The 17,998-nt window shown below is 74.9% G+C and carries 11 protein-coding genes; 7 read left to right on the forward strand and 4 right to left on the reverse strand.

The window, feature by feature from the left end:
- The first annotated feature begins 3 nt into the window (after window positions 1-3).
- The 5 genes from ABWI04_RS23245 to ABWI04_RS23265 are packed head-to-tail and all read left to right on the forward strand — an operon-like array spanning window position 4 to window position 9,701.
- Window positions 4-1,950, forward strand: a complete 1,947-nt coding sequence (locus ABWI04_RS23245) for an FG-GAP repeat domain-containing protein (protein WP_353833759.1) — start codon at window positions 4-6, stop codon at window positions 1,948-1,950.
- Window positions 1,947-2,960 carry an enediyne biosynthesis protein UnbU gene (locus ABWI04_RS23250; protein WP_353833760.1) on the forward strand — a complete coding sequence of 338 codons (1,014 nt, stop codon included), beginning with the start codon at window positions 1,947-1,949 and terminating at the stop codon, window positions 2,958-2,960. Before ABWI04_RS23245 ends, ABWI04_RS23250 begins: the two co-directional genes overlap by 4 nt.
- Window positions 2,957-8,551, forward strand: a complete 5,595-nt coding sequence (locus ABWI04_RS23255) for an SDR family NAD(P)-dependent oxidoreductase (protein ID WP_353833761.1) — start codon at window positions 2,957-2,959, stop codon at window positions 8,549-8,551. Before ABWI04_RS23250 ends, ABWI04_RS23255 begins: the two co-directional genes overlap by 4 nt.
- A complete protein-coding gene (locus ABWI04_RS23260; protein WP_345182040.1) occupies window positions 8,548-9,018 on the forward strand; it encodes an acyl-CoA thioesterase in 471 nt (156 codons plus the stop codon). The genes ABWI04_RS23255 and ABWI04_RS23260 overlap by 4 nt, the downstream gene beginning before the upstream one ends.
- Entirely contained in the window at window positions 9,015-9,701 is a 687-nt protein-coding gene (locus tag ABWI04_RS23265) for an NADPH-dependent F420 reductase (protein ID WP_353833762.1), read from the forward strand. Before ABWI04_RS23260 ends, ABWI04_RS23265 begins: the two co-directional genes overlap by 4 nt.
- Before the next feature lie 38 nt (window positions 9,702-9,739).
- Here the strand turns inward: ABWI04_RS23265 and ABWI04_RS23270 are convergent, their stop codons facing one another.
- The 3 genes from ABWI04_RS23270 to ABWI04_RS23280 all read right to left on the reverse strand — a co-directional run bounded on the left by ABWI04_RS23270 (window position 9,740) and on the right by ABWI04_RS23280 (window position 13,744).
- On the reverse strand, window positions 9,740-10,963 hold the full coding sequence (locus ABWI04_RS23270; RefSeq protein WP_345182045.1) for a cytochrome P450: 1,224 nt from the start codon (window positions 10,961-10,963) through the stop codon (window positions 9,740-9,742).
- Window positions 10,964-11,048: 85 nt separating this feature from the next.
- Window positions 11,049-12,134, reverse strand: coding sequence for a methyltransferase (locus tag ABWI04_RS23275; protein ID WP_353833763.1), 1,086 nt, complete (start codon window positions 12,132-12,134; stop codon window positions 11,049-11,051).
- A gap of 20 nt (window positions 12,135-12,154) precedes the next feature.
- Window positions 12,155-13,744, reverse strand: a complete 1,590-nt coding sequence (locus tag ABWI04_RS23280) for a CoA-transferase (RefSeq protein WP_345182050.1) — start codon at window positions 13,742-13,744, stop codon at window positions 12,155-12,157.
- A 228-nt stretch (window positions 13,745-13,972) separates the two neighbouring features.
- On the opposite strand from ABWI04_RS23280, the gene ABWI04_RS23285 reads away from it, so the two are divergent.
- Both ABWI04_RS23285 and ABWI04_RS23290 read left to right on the forward strand, forming a co-directional pair.
- Complete coding sequence (locus ABWI04_RS23285; RefSeq protein ID WP_353833764.1) at window positions 13,973-15,481, forward strand: TldD/PmbA family protein; 1,509 nt, start codon at window positions 13,973-13,975, stop codon at window positions 15,479-15,481.
- Window positions 15,478-16,884 (forward strand): metallopeptidase TldD-related protein, encoded by a 1,407-nt coding sequence (locus ABWI04_RS23290; protein ID WP_345182055.1) that lies wholly within the window; start codon window positions 15,478-15,480, stop codon window positions 16,882-16,884. Before ABWI04_RS23285 ends, ABWI04_RS23290 begins: the two co-directional genes overlap by 4 nt.
- Here ABWI04_RS23290 and rfbB read toward each other — a convergent pair.
- A partial coding sequence (gene rfbB / locus ABWI04_RS23295) for a dTDP-glucose 4,6-dehydratase (protein WP_353833765.1) occupies window positions 16,868-17,998 on the reverse strand: 1,131 nt, incomplete at its 5' end. The genes ABWI04_RS23290 and rfbB overlap by 17 nt on opposite strands.

Here is a 17,998-nt window from a genome sequence, read left to right on the forward strand (position 1 = left end):
GGCATGACCAGAAGGATTCGGGTACTGCTGGCCCCGATCTGCGCGGCGCTGCTCATCGTGGGGGGCTGGTACAACGCCCGGCTCCCGTCGGTGGCGCGAGCCGAGAACGAACGCCTGGCGAGCGGTTTCGCGTTCCAGCGGCAACCGTTGAACGGCACGGCCTCGCCCCGCGACATACGCACGGTCGCCCCCGCCTACAAGGGCATCGACCATTGGATCTCGTCGGTCGGCGCCGCGGTGGCGCTCGCCGACATCGACGGCAGCGGCCGCGCGGACGACGTCTGCCTGGTCGATCCGCGCGACGACAGCGTCACGCTGCGCCCGGCGCCGGGCACGGGGGCGCGGTTCCCGGCGACCGTCCTGGCTCCGCAAGGCCTTCCGTACGACAAAACGATGGCGCCGATGGGGTGCGTGCCCGGCGACTACAACGAGGACGGCCGCATGGACGTCCTCGTCTACTACTGGGGCCGTTCGCCGGTTCTGTTCCTGCGCACTCCGGCCGCGCTCGGCAAGAGCGACTCCTTCGCCGTGCAGGAACTGGTGCGCCCGTACCAGGTGTGGAACAGCAACGCCGTCTCGCTCGCCGACCTGGACGGTGACGGCCACACCGACATCGTGGTCGGGAACTACTTCCCGGACCGGGCGCGGGTCCTCGATCCGACGGCGCGCCAGAGCGAGCTGCAGATGCAGAGCTCGATGTCCGCGGGCTTCAACGGCGGCGTCAACCGGGTCCTGCGGTTCCGGTCCGCGGAGGGCGGCTCCCGTCCCTCGGCGGTCTTCGGCGAGGAGCGCCGGCCCTTCTCCGACCAGGTCGCCAAGGGGTGGACGCTGGCGACCGGGGCGCAGGACCTCGACGGCGACGGGCTCCCGGAGCTGTACTTCGCCAACGACTTCGGCCCCGACCGCCTGCTCTACAACGAGTCCCGCCCCGGGAAGATCAAGCTCCGCCTGCTCAAGGGCGTGCGCCACCTCACGACGCCCAAGTCGATGCAGCTGGGCCGGGACTCCTTCAAGGGCATGGGCGTGGGGTTCACCGACATCAACGCCGACGGCGTGCCCGACATCGTGGTCAGCAACATCACCCAGGAGTACGGGCTCCTGGAGAGCAACTTCGCCTGGGTGAGCACCCGCAGGAAGGTCGTGGGGCCCGACGGGCGCGCCTACTACGACGATCACAGCGAGCGGCTCGGGCTGTCCCGGTCGGGCTGGGGCTGGGACATCAAGGCCGGCGACTTCGCGGGCGAAGGGCGCGACCAGATCGTCCAGGCCACGGGATTCGTCGAGGGCAGGGACAACCGCTGGGCCCAGTTGCAGGAGCTCGCGATGTCCAACGACGAGGTGCTGGCGCACCCGCGCCTGTGGCCCAACGTGCAGAAAAATGACGACATTTCTGGCGACAACCCCAACCGGTTCTTCGTGCGCGGCTCGGACGGCCGCTACCACGACCTGGGGGAGCGGCTCGGTGTCGGCGACCGCGGGGTGTCGCGGGGCATCGCCCTCGCCGACGTCGACCACGACGGGCGGCTCGACTTCGCCGTCGCGAACCAGTGGGGGCAATCGCAGTTCTACCGCAACGTCCGCAGCGCGCAGCGGCCCTACCTCGGGCTGAGGCTCCTCCGCTCGCCCCAGGGATGCGGAGCGCGGCCCGCCGGTTCCACCGCGCCGGGACCGGCCGGCTCCGGCGGAGTGCCGGCGATCGGCGCGAAGGTCGTCCTCGACTCCGGAGCCAAGGGCCAGCGGACGGGCCAGGTCTATCCGGCCAACGGCCACGCCGGCGTCTCCTCGCCGGAGCTGCTGTTCGCGCTGGAGGGGGCCGCGGCGCCGGTCCCCGTCACGGTCACCTGGCGCGACTCCTGCGGCGGCCGGCACACCGGCAAGGTCCAGGCGACTCCGGGCTGGCACACCATGCTGCTCGGCCCCGACGGTTCGATCAGGGAGATGGCCTCGTGAACTCGGCGAACGTGGAACCCACCGCCAACCCGGCGCCCGCCGCCCCGGCCGGGCCCGCCAAGGATCCGCGGATCATCGCGCTGCGCCGGTTCGCGATCTCGATCACGGTGTTCAACATCCTCGGGCACACGGTCCTCGGGTTCGAGCCGTCCTGGGCGACCCCTCTCGCCGCGATGGCCGTCGCGTACGTGATGGAACTGGGGCTGGAGACCCTGGACGCCTGGGCGACGCGGCGGCCGGTCAAGTACGCGGGCGGCCCGATGGCGCTCGTGAACTTCCTGATGCCCGCCCACATCACCGCGCTGGCCTGCGCGATGCTCCTCTACGCCAACGCGCGGCTGGGACCGGTGATCTTCGCGGTCATCGTGGCGGTCGCGTCGAAGTACCTGATCAGGGTCCGGATCGGCGGGCGGCCGCGGCACGTGCTGAACCCCTCCAACTTCGGCATCGCGGTGGTCCTCGTGCTGTTCCCCTGGGTCGGGATCGCGCCCCCGTACCAGTTCACCGAGTGGGTCGGCACCCCGCTCGACCTGGCGATCCCCGCGCTCATCCTCGCCGCGGGGACGATGCTGAACGCCAAGCTCACCAGGAAGATGCCCCTGATCCTCGGCTGGATCGGCGTGTTCGCGCTCCAGGCGCTGATCAGGACCCCCATCGAGGGCACGGCGACGCTCAGCGCGCTGCTGGCGATGAGCGGCGTGGCGTTCGTCCTGTTCACCAACTACATGATCACTGACCCGGGGACGACGCCGGTGCGGCCGCGCAACCAGTTCGCCTTCGGCGCGTCGACCGCCCTCGTCTACGCGCTCCTGGTCCACTTCCACGTGGTCTACGGCCTGTTCTTCGCGCTCGTCATCGTGTGCCTGCTGCGCGGCGCCGCCCTGGCGGTCATGGACATGCGGCAGCGTGCCGCGGCGCAGCCCGCGCCACTGGCCGAGCCCAAGTCCGTGCCCCGCCGGCACGCCCCCGCGCGCGGGGGCGTGCTGGCGACCGGCGAGGAGGCGAAGTGACCGTTCCGAGCGACGCGATCGCCGTCGTCGGCCTCGGGTGCCGCCATCCCGACGCCTCCACGCCGGAGCAGTTGTGGGAGACGGTCCTGGCGCGGCGGCGCGCCTTCCGGCCGCTCCCGCGCGAGCGCCTCGACCTCGGCGACTACGGCGACCCGGCGGCCGGCCCCGACGCGACCGACCTGCGGTACGCGGCCGTGCTCGACGGCTGGTCCTTCGACCGTTCGCGCTACCGGGTGCCCGGACCGGCGTACCGGGTGACCGACCTCGCGCACTGGCTCGCCCTGGACGTCGCCGGCGACACGCTGGCCGCCGCCGGCTTCGCCGGGGGAGGCGGGCTGGACCGCCGGCGCGCCGGCGTGATCCTCGGCAACACCCTGACGGGCGAGTTCAGCCGCGCCGCGCTGATGCGGCTGCGCTGGCCCTACGTCCGCAGGAACCTGGTGTCCGCCCTCGCCGCGCGCGGCTGGGGGGCCGAGGAGATGGGCGGCCTGCTCCGGGAGGTCGAGGAGTCCTACAAGGAGCCGTTCGCCGAACCCAACGACGAGAGCCTCGTCGGCGGGCTGGCCAACGCCATCGCGGGCCGGGTGTGCAACCACTTCGACTTCCGCGGCGCGGGCTACACGGTCGACGGCGCCTGCTCGTCGTCCCTGCTCGCCGTCATCACGGCCTGCACCTACCTGCGCGACGGCGATCTCGACTTCGCCCTCGCGGGCGGCGTCGACCTCAGCCTCGACCCGTTCGAGCTGGTCGGGTTCTCCCGGCTCGGCGCGCTGGCCGGCTCGGCGATGCGGGTGTACGACGCCCGGCCGACCGGCTTCCTGCCCGGCGAGGGCTGCTCGATGGTCGCGCTGATGCGCGCCGGGGACGCCGTCGCCGCCGGGCGGCGGCCGATCGCCCTGATCAGGGGCTGGGGGATGTCCTCGGACGGGAACGGCGGACTGACCCGGCCGGACGTCTCCGGGCAGCGGCTCGCCCTGGAACGCGCCTACGCACGGGCGGGCTTCGGACCGGAGACCGTGGCGCTGTTCGAGGGCCACGGCACCGGCACCGAGGTCGGCGACCGCACCGAACTGCACGCCCTCGCCGAGATCCACGACGGGCGGCGGAGACCGCGACCGGCGGCGCTCGGATCCGTCAAGGCCAACATCGGGCACACGAAGGCGGCCGCGGGCGCCGCCGGGCTGATCAAGGCGGCGCTGGCGCTGCAGCGGCAGGTCATCCCGCCGACCACCGGCTGCGACGAGCCCCACCCGCTCCTGCGCGAACCCGGCGCGCCGCTGCGCGTCGTCCGCGAGGCCGAGCCCTGGCCGGACGCCCCGCTCCGGGCCGGCGTCAGCGCGATGGGGTTCGGCGGTATCAACACCCACGTCGTCCTGGAGGCCCCGGGCGCCCGCCGCGCCACGGCGCGGTTGGCGGCCCGGGACCGCCTGACGGCGCGCAGGCCGCTCGACTGCGAGGTCTTCGCCCTCTCCGCCGGCACGGACGCCGACCTCGCCGCCGTGCTGGAGCGCGTGGCCGTGCGGGCGAGGACGATGTCGCTCGCCGAGCACGCCGACCTGGCCGCCGCCCTGGCGGAGCGGGCGCACGGCGACGCGCCGGTGCGGGCGGCCATCGTCGCCCGCGATCCCGCCGAGCTCTCCGCGCGCGCGGAACGGGCGGGCGAGCTCCTCGGGGGCCTCGCCGGACCCGGGTTCGCCGCCCGGCCCGGCGTCTACGTCGGCCGGGGCGCTCCGGGCCGGGTCGGGCTGCTGTTCCCGGGGCAGGGCGCCCCCGTCCGGGAGAGCGCCGGCGCCCTCGGCGTGGTCCTCCCGGAGGCGGGGGAGCACTTCGAGGAAGGGCTCGGGGCCGACCCGATCGACACCGCCGTCGCCCAGCCCGCCGTCTTCCGCGCCTCCACGGCGGCGTTGCGCTGGCTCGACCGGCTCGGCGTCACGGCGAGCGCGTCGGTCGGGCACAGCCTCGGCGAGATCACCGCCCTGCACTGGGCCGGCGCCCTGGGCGGCCCGGACGCCCTGCACCTGGTGACCACGCGCGGCCGCGTCATGGCCGACACCTCCCAGGCGGGAACCGGGATGGCCTCCCTCGCCGCGCCGGCCGGCGCGGTCACCGAGCTCATCGACGACGCCGACCTGGTGATCGCCGCCGACAACGGCGCCGTCCAGGTCGTCGCCGGCCCCCTCACCGAGGTCGACCGCGTCGTCAAGCGGGCCCGCGCGAAGGGGATCACCGCCGGCAGGCTGAGGGTCAGCCACGCCTTCCACTCCCCGGCGGTCGCCGCGGCCGAGCCGGTGCTCGCGCGCCACCTCGCCGACCTGGCGGTGGCGGCCCCTTCCGGTCGCGTGTACTCCACGGTCACCGGGCGGGAGCTGACCGCCGCCGATGACGTCCGCGCGCTGCTCGCCCGGCAGCTCACCGCGCCGGTGCGGTTCCGCCGGGCGCTGGAGCTCCTCGCCGCGGACTGCGACCTGCTCGTCGAGGCGGGCCCCGGCCACACCCTCACGGCGATGGCCCAGTCGATCACGGACGTGCCGGTCCGCACGCTGGACGCGGGCGCGGAGTCGGCCGCCGCGCTCGGCGACGCCACCGCCGCGCTGTTCGCCGCCGGCGCCGTCTCCGATCTCACGGCCCTCTTCGCCGAGCGGTTCCACCGCCCGTTCGACCTCTGGCGGGAGCCGGAGTTCCTCGCCAACCCCTGCGAGAGCGCCCCGGCGGTCAACCTCGATCACGCCCTCGACCACGGGCTCGGCCGTGCCGCGACGGCCGCCACGGCCCCGGCCCCCGCCGACGCCGTGGCGCAGGCGCCGCCCGAGGCGGAATCCGACGTGCCCGCCGTGGTGCGCGGGCTCATCGCCGAGGCCCTGGAGCTCCCGCCCGATGTGATCGGCGACGGGGACCGGCTCCTCGGCGACCTCCATCTCAACTCCCTCCGCGTCGTCCAGCTCGCCGCCGAGGCCGCCGAACGGACCCGGCGGGCCGTGCCGGCCGCCCCGCCGGTCTTCGCCGAGGCCACGGTCGCCGCGTTCGTCCAGGCGATCGAGGAACTGCCCGCCGCGGAAGGCGAGGCCGGGTCCCACGGGCCGCCGGAGGGGGTCCGCGAATGGCATCGCGTCCTGGTCGAGTTCAGCCGTCCGGTCGAACCGGAAGCCGGAACCGCCTCCCATGCCTGGCACGTCTTCGGCGGCGGACGGCTCCGCGCGCTCGTCGAGCCGCGGCTGACCGCCCGCCCCGAGGGGGAGGCGCGCCCGGCGGTCGTCGCGTTCCTCCCCGAGAACCCGGACGACGGCGCGATCGACGCGCTGGTCGAAGCCGCGCACCTCGCGGTGGACTCCGAGGCGCCCTTCACCGTCGTGGACTCGGGCGACACCGCGTCGGGCTTCGTGGGCACGATCGCCGCCGAGTACCCGTCCCTGCCGGTCCGCTGGGTCCGGGCTCTGGAGACCGCGCCCGCGGACGCGGTCGGCGCTCTGCTCGCGGCCCCGTGGCAGGGCCATGCCGAGATCGTCGTGGACGAGGAGGGCCGCGCCGGAACCCCCGCGTACCGGGCCGCCGCGCCCGGCGTGCCCGACGGCCGGGCGCAGGACGCCGCCGCGCCTCCGCTGTCCGCTGGAGAGGTGCTCCTGGTGACGGGAGGCGGGAAGGGCATCGGCTTCGCGAGCGCGTCCTTCCTGGCGCGGCGCTGGGGGGTCCGGCTGGGGCTGATCGGACGCAGCGGGCCGGACGCCGACCCCGAGCTGCGGGACAACCTCTCCCGGCTGCGGGAGGCCGGCGTCGACTTCTGCTACCAGGCCGCGGACGTCACCGATCCGGAGTCGCTCCGCCGCGGCGTCGCCGCGATCGCCGGCCGGCTCGGACCGGTCAGGGGACTGGTCCACGCCAGCGGCCTGAACCGCCCCGCGCGGTTCCGCGAGATCGGCGACGCCTACGCCGAGCACGCGGCGCCCAAGCACCACGGGCTCCGCGCGCTGCTGGACGCCGTCGGCACGGACGGGTTGCGGCTGCTCCTCACCTTCGGCTCCGTGATCGGCCGTTTCGGCCTCGCCGGGGAGGCGCACTACGCCCTGGCCAACGGCCGCATGCGGGAGCTGGCCCGGGTCCTCGCCCGGGATCTGCCGGACTGCCGGGTCGCCAACCTCGACTGGACGGTCTGGTCGGGAGTCGGCATGGGCGAGCGCCTCAAGGTGCTCGACGACCTCGCCCGCGCGGGCGTGTCGCCGGTGCCCCCCGACCGCGGCGCCGAGCTGCTCGCCCGGGCGGCCGAGGCGGAGCCGCCCTCGCACTCCCTGGTGGTCAGCGGCCGGCTGCCGCAGCTCGGCCGCGCCGGGGAGGCGGCCCCGGACGGGCACCGCTTCCTGCGGCGGGTGCGCGCGTGGACCCCGGGCGTCGAACTGGTGGCCGAGGCCGAGCTGAGCCTGGCCGACGACCCGTACCTGGACGACCACCGCATCGACGGTGTGGCCGTGCTGCCGGCTGTGTGCGTGCTCGAGGCGATGGCCCAGGCGGCGTCCGCGCTGACCGGGCGGCCCGTGGCGGGGGTGGCGGATTCCCGCTTCGACCGCCCCGTGGTCGTCCCCGAGCACGGGACCCGCACCCTCCGGGTGTGCGCGCTCGCCCGCGAGGACGGAGACGTGGACGTCGCGGTGCGCAGTGACGAGACGGGCTTCGCGGTCGACCACTTCACCGGGACCGTCACCGCGGCGGACGCCGAGCCCCCAGAGAACCCGGCCGCGGCGGCGCGGACACCGGCCCACACCGGCGACGACCTGTACGGGCCGCTCTTCTTCCACGGCCGGCGCTTCCGCAGGCTCCGCCGATACGCGCACCTGGAGGCCACCGCGTGCACCGCCGTGCTGGACGGCGACCGGCCCTGGCGGTTCGGGGACGGCCTCCCGGCGGACCTGCTGTTCGGCGACCCCGCCCGCAACGACGCCTCGATCCACGTCCTCCAGGCGTGCGTCCCCCACCGGCGGCTTCTGCCGGTCGGGTGCGCGCGGTTCGCCGTCCACCGGAGCGGGGACGGAGGGGGTGAGCTGACGCTGGCCGCCGTCGAACGCGAGCACTCCGGCGCCGACTACACCTACGACGTGGTGGTGCGCGACGGCTCCGGCCGGCCGGTCGTGAGCTGGAGCGGTCTCCGCCTTCGCGACGTCGGCCCCGTACCGGTCACGACCCTGCATCCGGTGCTCGTCGGGCCGTACCTACAGCGCAGCCTCACCGCCCTGCTCCCGGAGCGCGACATCCAGGTGGCCGTCGAAGCCGGCGAACCCTGGGCCGTCCTGGTGGAGGGGGAGCCCGTCGCCTGCGCGCGGACCTCCGAGCCGGCGCCGGAGCCCCCCGCGCACTGGACCGGCCTCGCCGCCCGGCTCCGCCGCCTCGTCGGTGAGCCGGACCAGCACGTCCGGGCGCGACTGCAGACGGTCGGCGCATGCCTGTCCGGGCCGCCGGGCCCGCCCGGACTCGACGTCCAAGGCGTTTACGAGAACGGATGGGTGGTCCTCCAGGCCGGGGGAGCGGACATCGTCTCCGTGGTCCTTTCCCTTGAGGGAGAAGCCGGGCCGACGGCGATGGCGATCCCCGTCAAGGGGGCCTCGTGAGGGCGTATTTCGAGTACCGGCATCTCGTGACGTTCGCCGACACCAACCTCGTGGGGAACGTCTATTTCACGAACTATCTCTCCTGGCAGGGCGCCTGCCGGGAGCGGTTTCTCGCGGAGAAGGCGCCGAAGACCGTGGCGCGCATGCACGACGACCTCGCGCTGGTCACCTCGTCGTGCTCGTGCGAGTTCTTCTCCGAGCTCTACGCGCTCGACACCGTGTCCGTGCGGATGTCCCTCGTCGGAATCGACTTCCACCAGATCACCATGGGTTTCGAGTACTACCGGGTGACCGACGGCCCGGCGCGGCTGGTGGCGCGCGGCGAGCAGACCGTCGCCTGCACGCTGCGGGCGGAGGACGGGCTGACCCCCGTCGAGGTCCCGGACGAACTCCGGACGGCCCTCGACGCCTACGCGCCGGACCCGCACGGGGCCCTCCGGCCGCGATCGGAGACGCCGCCGCGATGAGGTCCCGCGAACCCGCCGCGGTCCCGCGGTCCCGCGCGCCGGTCGTCGGCATCGTCGGCTGCGGGCGGATGGGCACGGCGCTGGCGGAGACCGTCGCGGCGCAGCGACGGCCGGTGCTGCTGGCCAGCCGGGGCGGCCGGTCCGCGAGCGGCCTCGCCGAACGGCTGCCGGACGCCCGCGCGGCCACCCTGGAACGGGTGGCCCGCGACGCCGACATCGTCGCCCTGGCCAGCCCGCTGGACGCCATCCGCGCCGAGATCGCACCGCGCATCCGCGCCCATGTGGCCGGCAAGCCGGTCATCGACATGTCCAACCCGTGCGGGCACGACCTCCTCGGCCACGGCTCCGCCGCCGAGCTGATCGCCCGCCTGCTTCCGGGCGGCGCCGTGGTCAAGGCGCTCAACTGCGTCTCCGCGCGGCAGCTCGCCGGCGTCGCGCGCGGCGGCGTCGCGCTGACGGTCCCCATCGCGGGAGACGACCCGCGCGCCAAGGAGGCCGTCCGTTCGATCATCGAGCCGGCCGGACTCGACGTCGCCGACGCGGGCGACCTTCCCGGCAGCCGCTGGATCGAGGCCCTGGCGCAACTGCTCATGCGTCTCGAGAAGCAGCCCGGGCTCGGCGACGCCGTGGGGTTCCGGCTGCTTCGCCTCACCGCGTGCGAGGAGACCTGGACGAGGCCGTAGCCCCGGCGCCCTGCCACGGGCCGGGCGCGGGGCGCGGTCTAGCCGATCGCGATGGGGAAGTGGTCGATGCCGCGGCCCACCCACGAGTCGCGGCGGACGGGCTCCCCGGCGGGCCGGATGCGGGGGAAGCGGCGCAGCAGCCGCGGAAGCGCGATCCGCGCCTCCAGGCGTGACAGCGGAGCCCCGAGGCAGAAGTGGCCGCCGGCCCCGAAGGTGAGCGGCGCGGTGTAGGGGCGGTCCGGGTCGAAGCGGTCGGGTCGCCGGTAGCGGCGGGGGTCCCGGTTGCCGGCGGCCAGGATCGCGACCACCTTCGTGCCCGCCGGGATGGTCGTCCCCAGAAGCTCCACGTCCGTTTCGGCCCAGCGGCTCGTCGCCTGCACCGGCGGCTCGAACCGCAGCACCTCCTCGGCGTAGGCGGAGGCGAAGCCGGGTTCGGTGCGGAGGCGGTCGGCGAGGCCGGGGTGCTCGAACGACAGCAGGAGCGCGTGCGCCATGAAGAAGTTCGTCGTCTCGAACCCGGCGGTCAGCAGCAGCATCATGTTGCCGACGAGCTCGTCGCGGCCGAGCCCGCCTCCGCCGTCGTGCGTCCGCACCAGGGAGCTGACGAGGTCCGCCTCGGGGCAGCGGCGGCGCCGCTCGATCAGGTCGTCGAAGTACACCGCCAGGTCGTCCATGGCGGCGTCCGCCGGGGCGAGCCGGGAGGCGTTCGTGATCCCCTCCAGTGCGGTCGTCACGTCGGCCGCGATGGCCCGGAACCACGCCTGGTCCCGCTCGGGCACCCCGAGCAGCCCGCTGATCACCGCGATCGGGAGACGTGAGGCGAACTCGGCGATGAAGTCGACGGCCGCGCCGCCCGCTCCCGCCTCCGCCAGCGAGTCCAGGAGCCGGTCGGTGATCTGCTCGATCGCCGTCTCGTAGCCCGCCACCCGCCGGGGCGTGAACTCGCCCCGCAGGAGCCGCCGCAGGCGGGTGTGCGCCGGCGGATTGCTGTAGAGCATGGAGTCGGTGTAGGCGCGCAGCGAGGAGTGCGCCCGCCACTCCGGGTAGAAGAGGTCGAAGCTGTCCCCGTCCTGGACGCGCAGCCGCGGATCCCGGAGCACCCGGTCGCACTCGTCGTACCCGACGGCGGCCATCACCCCCGGTTTGACGTCGACCAGGTCGCCGTGCGCCCGTATCTCCTCGTACAGCGGATACGGATCCCGGAGTCCCTCGCCCACCAGCGCCGCGAGCGCCTCGCGCGGCTGCATCGTCCCCGTGGCCATCGCCTCGTCCCTTCGCGAGATTCCTCGTGGTCGCCGCTGCGCGGGGTTCCTCGGCCCGCCGCGGCCCGCCGCGTTCCGGCGGCGGTCACCCGCCGGGGTGGAGCTCGACGATCGACACCGCCCCGGCGGGGTGGACGGAGGCGACGCCGAGCCCGGCCTCGGCGGCGAGCGCCGACAGCTCCGGCAGCGACCGCACCTTCCCTCCGCAGTAGGCGAGCATCCGCAGGTCCAGCCCGGTCGGCCCGGCGCCGTCCGGACCGACGTTCTCCACCACGAACACCGAGCCGTCCGCGCCCGCGGCCTCCGCGCAGCGGGCCAGGATGGCGCGCGCCGGGTCGTCGCCCCAGTTGTGGACGATCAGCGAGAGGACGTAGCCCCCGGCCCCCGGCGGGAGCCGGCCGAACATGTCGCCCGTCTCGACCTCGGCGCGGTCGGCGACGCCCGCCGCGGCCAGCGCCTTCCGCGCAGCGTCGGTGGCCGGGGGCCGTTCGACGAGCACGCCCCGGAGCCCGGGATGTGCGGTGAGCAGCGCGGCCAGAAGCGTGCCGTCCCCGCCGCCGACGTCCACCACGCGGCCGAGGGACGCCCAGTCGTACGCTGACGCGATCCGGCGCGCGCGGTCCGCTCCGCCCGGCCGGAGCATGGCGCGGAAGGCGGCCTCGCGGCGGGGATCGGCGGCCAGGTCGTCCCAGAAGGAGAGGCCGAAGCGCCGCGGGTAGGCGGGCTCGCCCGTGCGGACGCTGTGCAGCAGCTCGACGTAGCAGAGCTCGGCCCGGCCGCCCTCCTCGACGTCGAGGCAGGCGCGCAGGCCGCCCGGGTGGTCGCCGCGCAGCGGCTCGCCCAGCGCGGTCAGCCCGTACCGGTCGGAGTCGTCCCGGGTCAGCACCCCGCGCACCGCGAGGTAGCGCATCAGGCGGGCGAGCCCGCCGGCGTCGGCGCCGGTGGCCGCCGCCAGTTCGGGCACGGTCCGCAGCCCGGCCGCGATGTGGTCGGCGATGCGCAGCGTCGCCGCCACCCGCACCGCCATCGGGGTCGCGAGCTGGGCCATCGCCCACAGCGCGGGGACGGCCTCGTCCGCCGCCGCCGACACGAGTCCCGCGTCGTGGCGCGGCGGCGCCGGGTCCCCGGAGCGGCGGCCGTGCGGCTCGTCGGGCTTGACCATCGCGTTCATCGATCTCCCCGGTTGCGCGGCTAGGGACGGAAGAGCTCGGAGGCCATGGCGGTGACGCCGGCGGCGGGACGCACCGGGAAGCCGATCTGCCCCAGGACGTCCCGCCGGACGTCGACGCCGGGCGCCACCTCCGTCAGGACGAGTCCTTCGGAGGTCATCTCGAACACGGCGCGCTCGGTGACGACGACGGCCCGCTGGCCGCGTTCCAGACCGGCGCGGACCGCGTAGGTGACGTGGTCGACCTCGGGCACGAGCTTCTGGATCTCGCCCTCCCGCAGGATGTCCAGCCTGCCGCCGTCGCAGGACACTTCGAGGCCCTTGGTGGTGAGGGTGCCCCCGAGGACGATCCGCCGCGCGTTGTGCGCGATGTCGACGAACCCGCCGCCGCCCGGGCTCGTGCCCGCGAACCGGCTGACGTTGACGTTCCCCGCGGCGTCGAGCTGGGCGAAGGAGAGCGCGGCGAGCGCGCAGCCGCCGCCGTCGATGAAGTCGAACTGGTAGGTGCCGTCGACCAGCGCCTCGGGCGAGTAGTTGGCCGAGAACTGCCAGCCGCCCATGACGACGCCGCCGAAGGAGCCGTGCTCGGTGGTGAAGGTGTAGTCGTCCAGCCGGCCGTCCTGGAACGCGCCGTCCTCCGCCATGGCCAGGATCGCGCTCGACGCCGCGCCGAACCCGAGGATCGTGGTCTCACCCGGGCGGATCTCCCGCGCGACACGGCGCGCGATGACCTTCCCCGGCCCGGACCGCAGGCGCGGCAGGCGCCCGACCGGGTTCGCCACCGGCCGCAGGTAGCCGGGGTCGTTGCGCACCTCCGTCCCGATCAGCTCGCCCGGCGCGACCACCACGCGGTCGACGAGCACTCCGGGGACCTGCACCTCCCGCGCGGGCCGGGACCCGCGCGGCACGATCCGCGACACCTGCGCGATCACGGTGCCGCCGCTCGCCTTGACGGCGAGGGCGAGGGCGAGGGCGGCGGAGGTGAGCGGCAGGTCCTCGAAGGACAGGTTGCCCTGGACGTCGGAGCTGCTGGCCCGGATGACCCCCACGTCCAGCGGCCAGGTGGGGTAGAGCAGGAGCTCCTCGCCGCGGAGCTCGACCACCTCCACCAGGTCGTCCTTGGCCCGCCCGGTGAGGCGGCCGCCGCCGTGGCGCGGGTCGGCGAAGGTGCCGAGGCCGATGCGGGTGAGGTAGCCCGGGCTCCGCCGCGCGACCTCCCGCAGCCAGTGCATGGCGGCGCCGATCGGCCAGCTGTAGGCCTCGACGAGATCGTCGCGGATCAGGCCCGTGAGCGCCGGGCGGGTGCCGGTGCGCGGATGCCGCGGATTGATGTAGGAGCCGGCGACGATGCGGCGCATCAGGCCCTCGCGGGCCACGCCGTCCATGCCGCCGATGTCCATGGCGTCGCCGGTGGCGCAGGGGAAGAAGAAGGTCAGGTCGCGGGGGGAGCCGAGCCGCTCGAAGCGCTCGCCGATGGCGCGCAGGACCGCGTCGGGGGTGATCCAGCCGATGACGCCGGTGCTCGCGACGGCCTGCCCGTCCTCGACGAGGGCCGCCGCGGTCGCCGCGTCGCAGACCTTGCCCCCCACGGCAGCAGCCGCGGCATCGTCCATCGCGTCCCCTCGGCGTCGCACCGGTCCCGGTCGTCCCGCGGCGGACCTGGTCCCCTTCCGCGCGGACGCCGTCGATCACCAATGCTATCAAAAACTATAGTTATCGCCCAGATCGGCGGATTGAGTTCCCGGACTTGCCGCTGGATTCGAGGTCCGCGATCGCCTTTTCCGGGGAGAGGCAATATGTTTTTCTAGTAGGACGTGTTCGGGTGTGGAAAGTGAGGCAGCGTGCGACATGGGATGGACGCCTCGTTCTCCGCCCTGCCGCTGCGCTCCCTGGCCGACGCGGCGCTCGGCCGCGCGGCCGAGCTCGGAGCCGCGCACGCGTCCTTCCGCCTCGACCGCGTCCGGACGGCGCGGCTGCTGCTGCGCGACGGCGTCCTCGGCGGCGGGCAGGACACGACGGACACGGGGCTGGCCGTGCGCCTGTGGCAGCGCGGCGTGCCCGGCTTCGCCGCCGCCCCCGAGCTGACGGCGAGCGCCGCCGCCGGAGCCGCCGAGCAGGCGGTGGCCGCGGCCCGCGCGTGCGCGGCGATCGGCGGCGGCTCAGGCGAGCCGGTCGGCGAGCCGGTCCACCGCGACACGACGTGGATCTCGTCGTACCGGGTCGATCCGTTCGAGGTGCCCGAGCAGGAGCGCATCGCGCTCATGGCCGACCGGAGCCGGCGGCTGCTGGCCGCGCCCGAGGTCGAGCACGTGCTGGCCTTCCTCACCCTCGTCCGGGAGAACAAGTTCTACGCCGATCTCGCGGGCACGGTGACCGCCCAGCAGCGCATCCGGGTCCACCCGCTGTTCTTCGTCCAGGGCGCGGACCCCCGCGGCGGCGGGACGGCGACGCTGCGCACCCTCGGGCCCCCGGTCGCCCGGGGCTGGGAGTACCTGGGCGGCGAGGGCTGGGACTGGGAGCGCGAGCTGGCCGAGCTGCCCGCGCACCTCGCCGCCAAGCTCCGCGCCCGCCCGGTGCGGCCGGGCCGCTACGACCTCGTCATCGACCCGTCCAACCTCTGGCTGACCGTTCACGAGTCGGTCGGCCACACCACGGAGATGGACCGCGCGCTGGGGCACGAGGCGTCCTCGACCGGCACGACGTTCCTCGCTCCGGACGGGCTCGGCTCGCACCGCTACGGCTCGCCGCTGATGAACGTCACCGCGGACCGCACGGCCGAACACGGCCTCGCGACGGTCGGCTTCGACGACGAAGGGGTCGCGGCGCAGTCCTGGAGCCTCGTCCGGGACGGGGTGCTCACCGGCTTCCAGCACGACCGGCGCACCGCGGGCCTGGCGGGCCTCGGGCGTTCCAACGGCTGCTCGTTCGCCGAGTCGGCGATGCACGTGCCGCTGCCGCGGATGCCCAACGTCGGGCTCCGCCCCGCGCCCGGCGGCCCGTCCACCGGCGACCTCATCGCGGGCGTCGAGGACGGGATCTACCTCGTCGGGTCCGACAGCTGGTCCATCGACATGCGGCGCCAGAACTTCCAGATGACCGCCCAGCGGTGCCACCGGATCCGCAACGGCAGGCTGGACGGCCAGCTGAGCGGGGTCGCCTACCAGGCCTCCACGACGCGGTTCTGGTCGGCGCTGACCGCGCTCGGCGGCGAGGACACCTACCGGCTCTTCGGCGCCGACCTGTGCGGCAAGGGCCAGCCGATGCAGGTGGCCGCGGCCAGCCACGGCTGCCCCGCGGCCGTGTTCGAGGGGGTCGAGGTCATCGACACCGGCGCGGAGGGGCTGGCGTGAGGCTCGCGGAACTGGCCGTCGAGGCCGGGAAGGACGCCGACGCCTACGTGGCGATCGTCGACGAGGCCGCCACGGCGCACGCGCGGTGGGCAGGCAACGCGCTGACGTCGAGCGGCCTCACCGCCGACACGCGGCTGACCGTGATCGCCGTGACCTCGGACGGGCGCGGCACCGCGGCCGGCGTCGTCTCGCACCGCGGCGCGGTGGACGAGGACGCGGTGCGGGCCGTCGTCGCGGCGGCCGAACGCGCCGCGCGCACGGCGACGCCCGCCGCCGACGCCCGCCCCCTGCTGACCGGCGACGCCGTGCCGTCCTCGCCGGACTGGGCCGAGCCCGCTCCCACGGCGTCGGCGGGCGTCCTCGCCCGGTTCGCCGGCGGCCTCGCCGGCGCTTTCGAGCGGGCCCGCGCGGAACGCCGCCTGCTGTACGGCTACGCCGAGCAGCGGCAGCACACGACCTGGCTGGCGTCCTCCACGGGCCTGCGGCTGCGCCACGTCCAGACCGCGGGCGTGGTGGACCTGACCGCCAAGTCCGAGGACGGCGTCGCCTCGACGTGGAGCGGCGCCGAGGCGGCCGATCTCGGCGAGATCGATCCGCTTCCCCTGTACGCGGAGCTGGGTGAGCGGCTCGGCTGGGGGCGCAGGCGCGTCGCGCTCCCCGCCGGGCGGTACGAGGTCCTGCTGTCCCCGTCGTGCGTCGCCGACCTCATGCTGCGGCTGTACCGCGCGGCCGGGGCGAAGGACGCCGCCGACGCGCGCACCGTGTTCCGCGGCCCGGACGGCGGGACGCGGATCGGCGAGCGCCTGACCGGCGCACCGCTCACGCTGCGGAGCGACCCGCGGGAGCCGGGCCTGCGGTGCGCGCCGTTCGTCGCCGCCCGGGGCTCCGCGGACGTCGCGCAGGTGTTCGCGGACACCGTCTCGGTGTTCGACAACGGGCTGCCGCTCCGGCCGACCGAGTGGATCCGCGACGGCGTCCTCGCCGGCCTGGTCCAGACCCGCCACTCCGCCGAGCTCACCGGGCTGCCGGTCACGCCGCAGGTCGGCAACCTGGTGCTGGAGGGCGCGGGGGAGGGCCGGCCGCTCGCCGATCTCGTCGCGACCACCAGGCGCGGGCTCCTGGTCACCTCGCTGTGGTACGTCCGCGACGTCGACCCGCGGACGCTGCTGCTCACCGGGCTCACCCGCGACGGCGTCTACCTGGTGGAGAACGGCGAAGTGGTGGGGGAGGCGAACAACTTCCGCTTCAACGAGAGCCCGGTGGACCTGCTGGGCCGGGTGACGGAGATCGGCCGCACCGAACGCGCCCTGCCCAGGGAGCGGGACGACTCCACGCCCCGGACGGCCATGCCCGCGCTCCGGGTGGACGGCTACACGATGTCGGCGGTCAGCGAGGCGACCTGAGCATCGGCCCCGGCGCCTTCCGGAGACCGGCCTTCAGCGGTTCCCACCAGGCCCGGTTCGCGCGGTACCACTCGACGGTCGCCTCCAGCCCGTCCTCGAAGCGCACGCGCGGAACGAAACCGAGCCGCTCCTCGATCTTGGTGGTGTCGAGCGCGTACCTGCGGTCGTGGCCCTGCCGGTCGGGAACGTGGTCGACCATCTCCCACGAGGCGCCGCACGCCTCCAGCAGCAGGGACGTCAGGTCCTCGTTGGACAGCTCCTTGCCGCCGCCGACGTGGTACACCTCGCCCGGGCGGCCGAACCGCAGCACCAGGTCGAGCGCGCGGCAGTGGTCCGACACGTGCAGCCAGCCGCGCCGGTGGCGGCCGTCGCCGTAGAGCGGGACCCGCCGGCCGTCCAGCAGGTTGGTCACGAACAGCGGGATCACCTTCTCCGGGAACTGGTAGTGCCCGTAGTTGTTGGTGCACCGCGTGACCACGACCTCGAGGCCGCGGGTCCGGTGCCAGGCCAGCGCCAGCAGGTCCGACCCGGCCTTGGCCGACGCGTAGGGCCCGTTCGGCAGCAGCGGGGCGTCCTCCGTCCACGACCCCTGGGCGATCGAGCCGTAGACCTCGTCGGTGGAGACGTGCACGAACCGGCCGACGCCGTGCCGCTGGGCCGCCTCCAGCATGTTCTGCGTGCCGAGCACGTTGGTCCGCACGAAGGGCGTGGCGGTGTCGATCGAGCGGTCCACGTGCGATTCGGCGGCGAGATGGACGATCGCGTCCTGCCCGGCCACGGCCGCGTCGACCGCGTCCGGGTCGCAGGTGTCGCCGTGCACGAACCGGTAGCGCGGATGCCCGGCGACCGGGGCCAGGTTCTGCGGGTTCCCCGAGTACGTGAGCGCGTCCAGCACGGTGACGTGCGCGCCCGCGGTGCCCGGCAGTTCGCCGCGCAGCGTCGCCCGCACGAACTCCGAGCCGATGAACCCGGCGCCCCCGGTGACCAGGAGTCTCATCGCCCCGCCTCCTCGGCGTTCCCTGGTGGTCTGCGCGCCCGCGGCGGCGGCGGCGCCGGGTGCTGCGGCGTCGGCCGCGGACCCTCCGGGCTCTCCTGGCTCTTCTCGTGGGTCTGC

The organism is Actinomadura sp. NPDC000929 (assembly GCF_040492065.1).
GTDB classification, from domain to species: domain Bacteria; phylum Actinomycetota; class Actinomycetes; order Streptosporangiales; family Streptosporangiaceae; genus Spirillospora; species Spirillospora verrucosospora.

What these genes read in the sequence shown, in the direction of transcription:
- ABWI04_RS23245 (WP_353833759.1), top strand. Translation starts at nt 4, where the DNA reads ATGACCAGAAGGATTCGGGTACTGCTGGCCCCGATCTGCGCGGCGCTG.
- ABWI04_RS23265 (WP_353833762.1), top strand. Translation starts at nt 9,015, where the DNA reads ATGAGGTCCCGCGAACCCGCCGCGGTCCCGCGGTCCCGCGCGCCGGTC.
- ABWI04_RS23270 (WP_345182045.1), bottom strand. Translation starts at nt 10,963, where the DNA reads ATGGCCACGGGGACGATGCAGCCGCGCGAGGCGCTCGCGGCGCTGGTG.
- ABWI04_RS23275 (WP_353833763.1), bottom strand. Translation starts at nt 12,134, where the DNA reads ATGAACGCGATGGTCAAGCCCGACGAGCCGCACGGCCGCCGCTCCGGG.
- ABWI04_RS23280 (WP_345182050.1), bottom strand. Translation starts at nt 13,744, where the DNA reads ATGGACGATGCCGCGGCTGCTGCCGTGGGGGGCAAGGTCTGCGACGCG.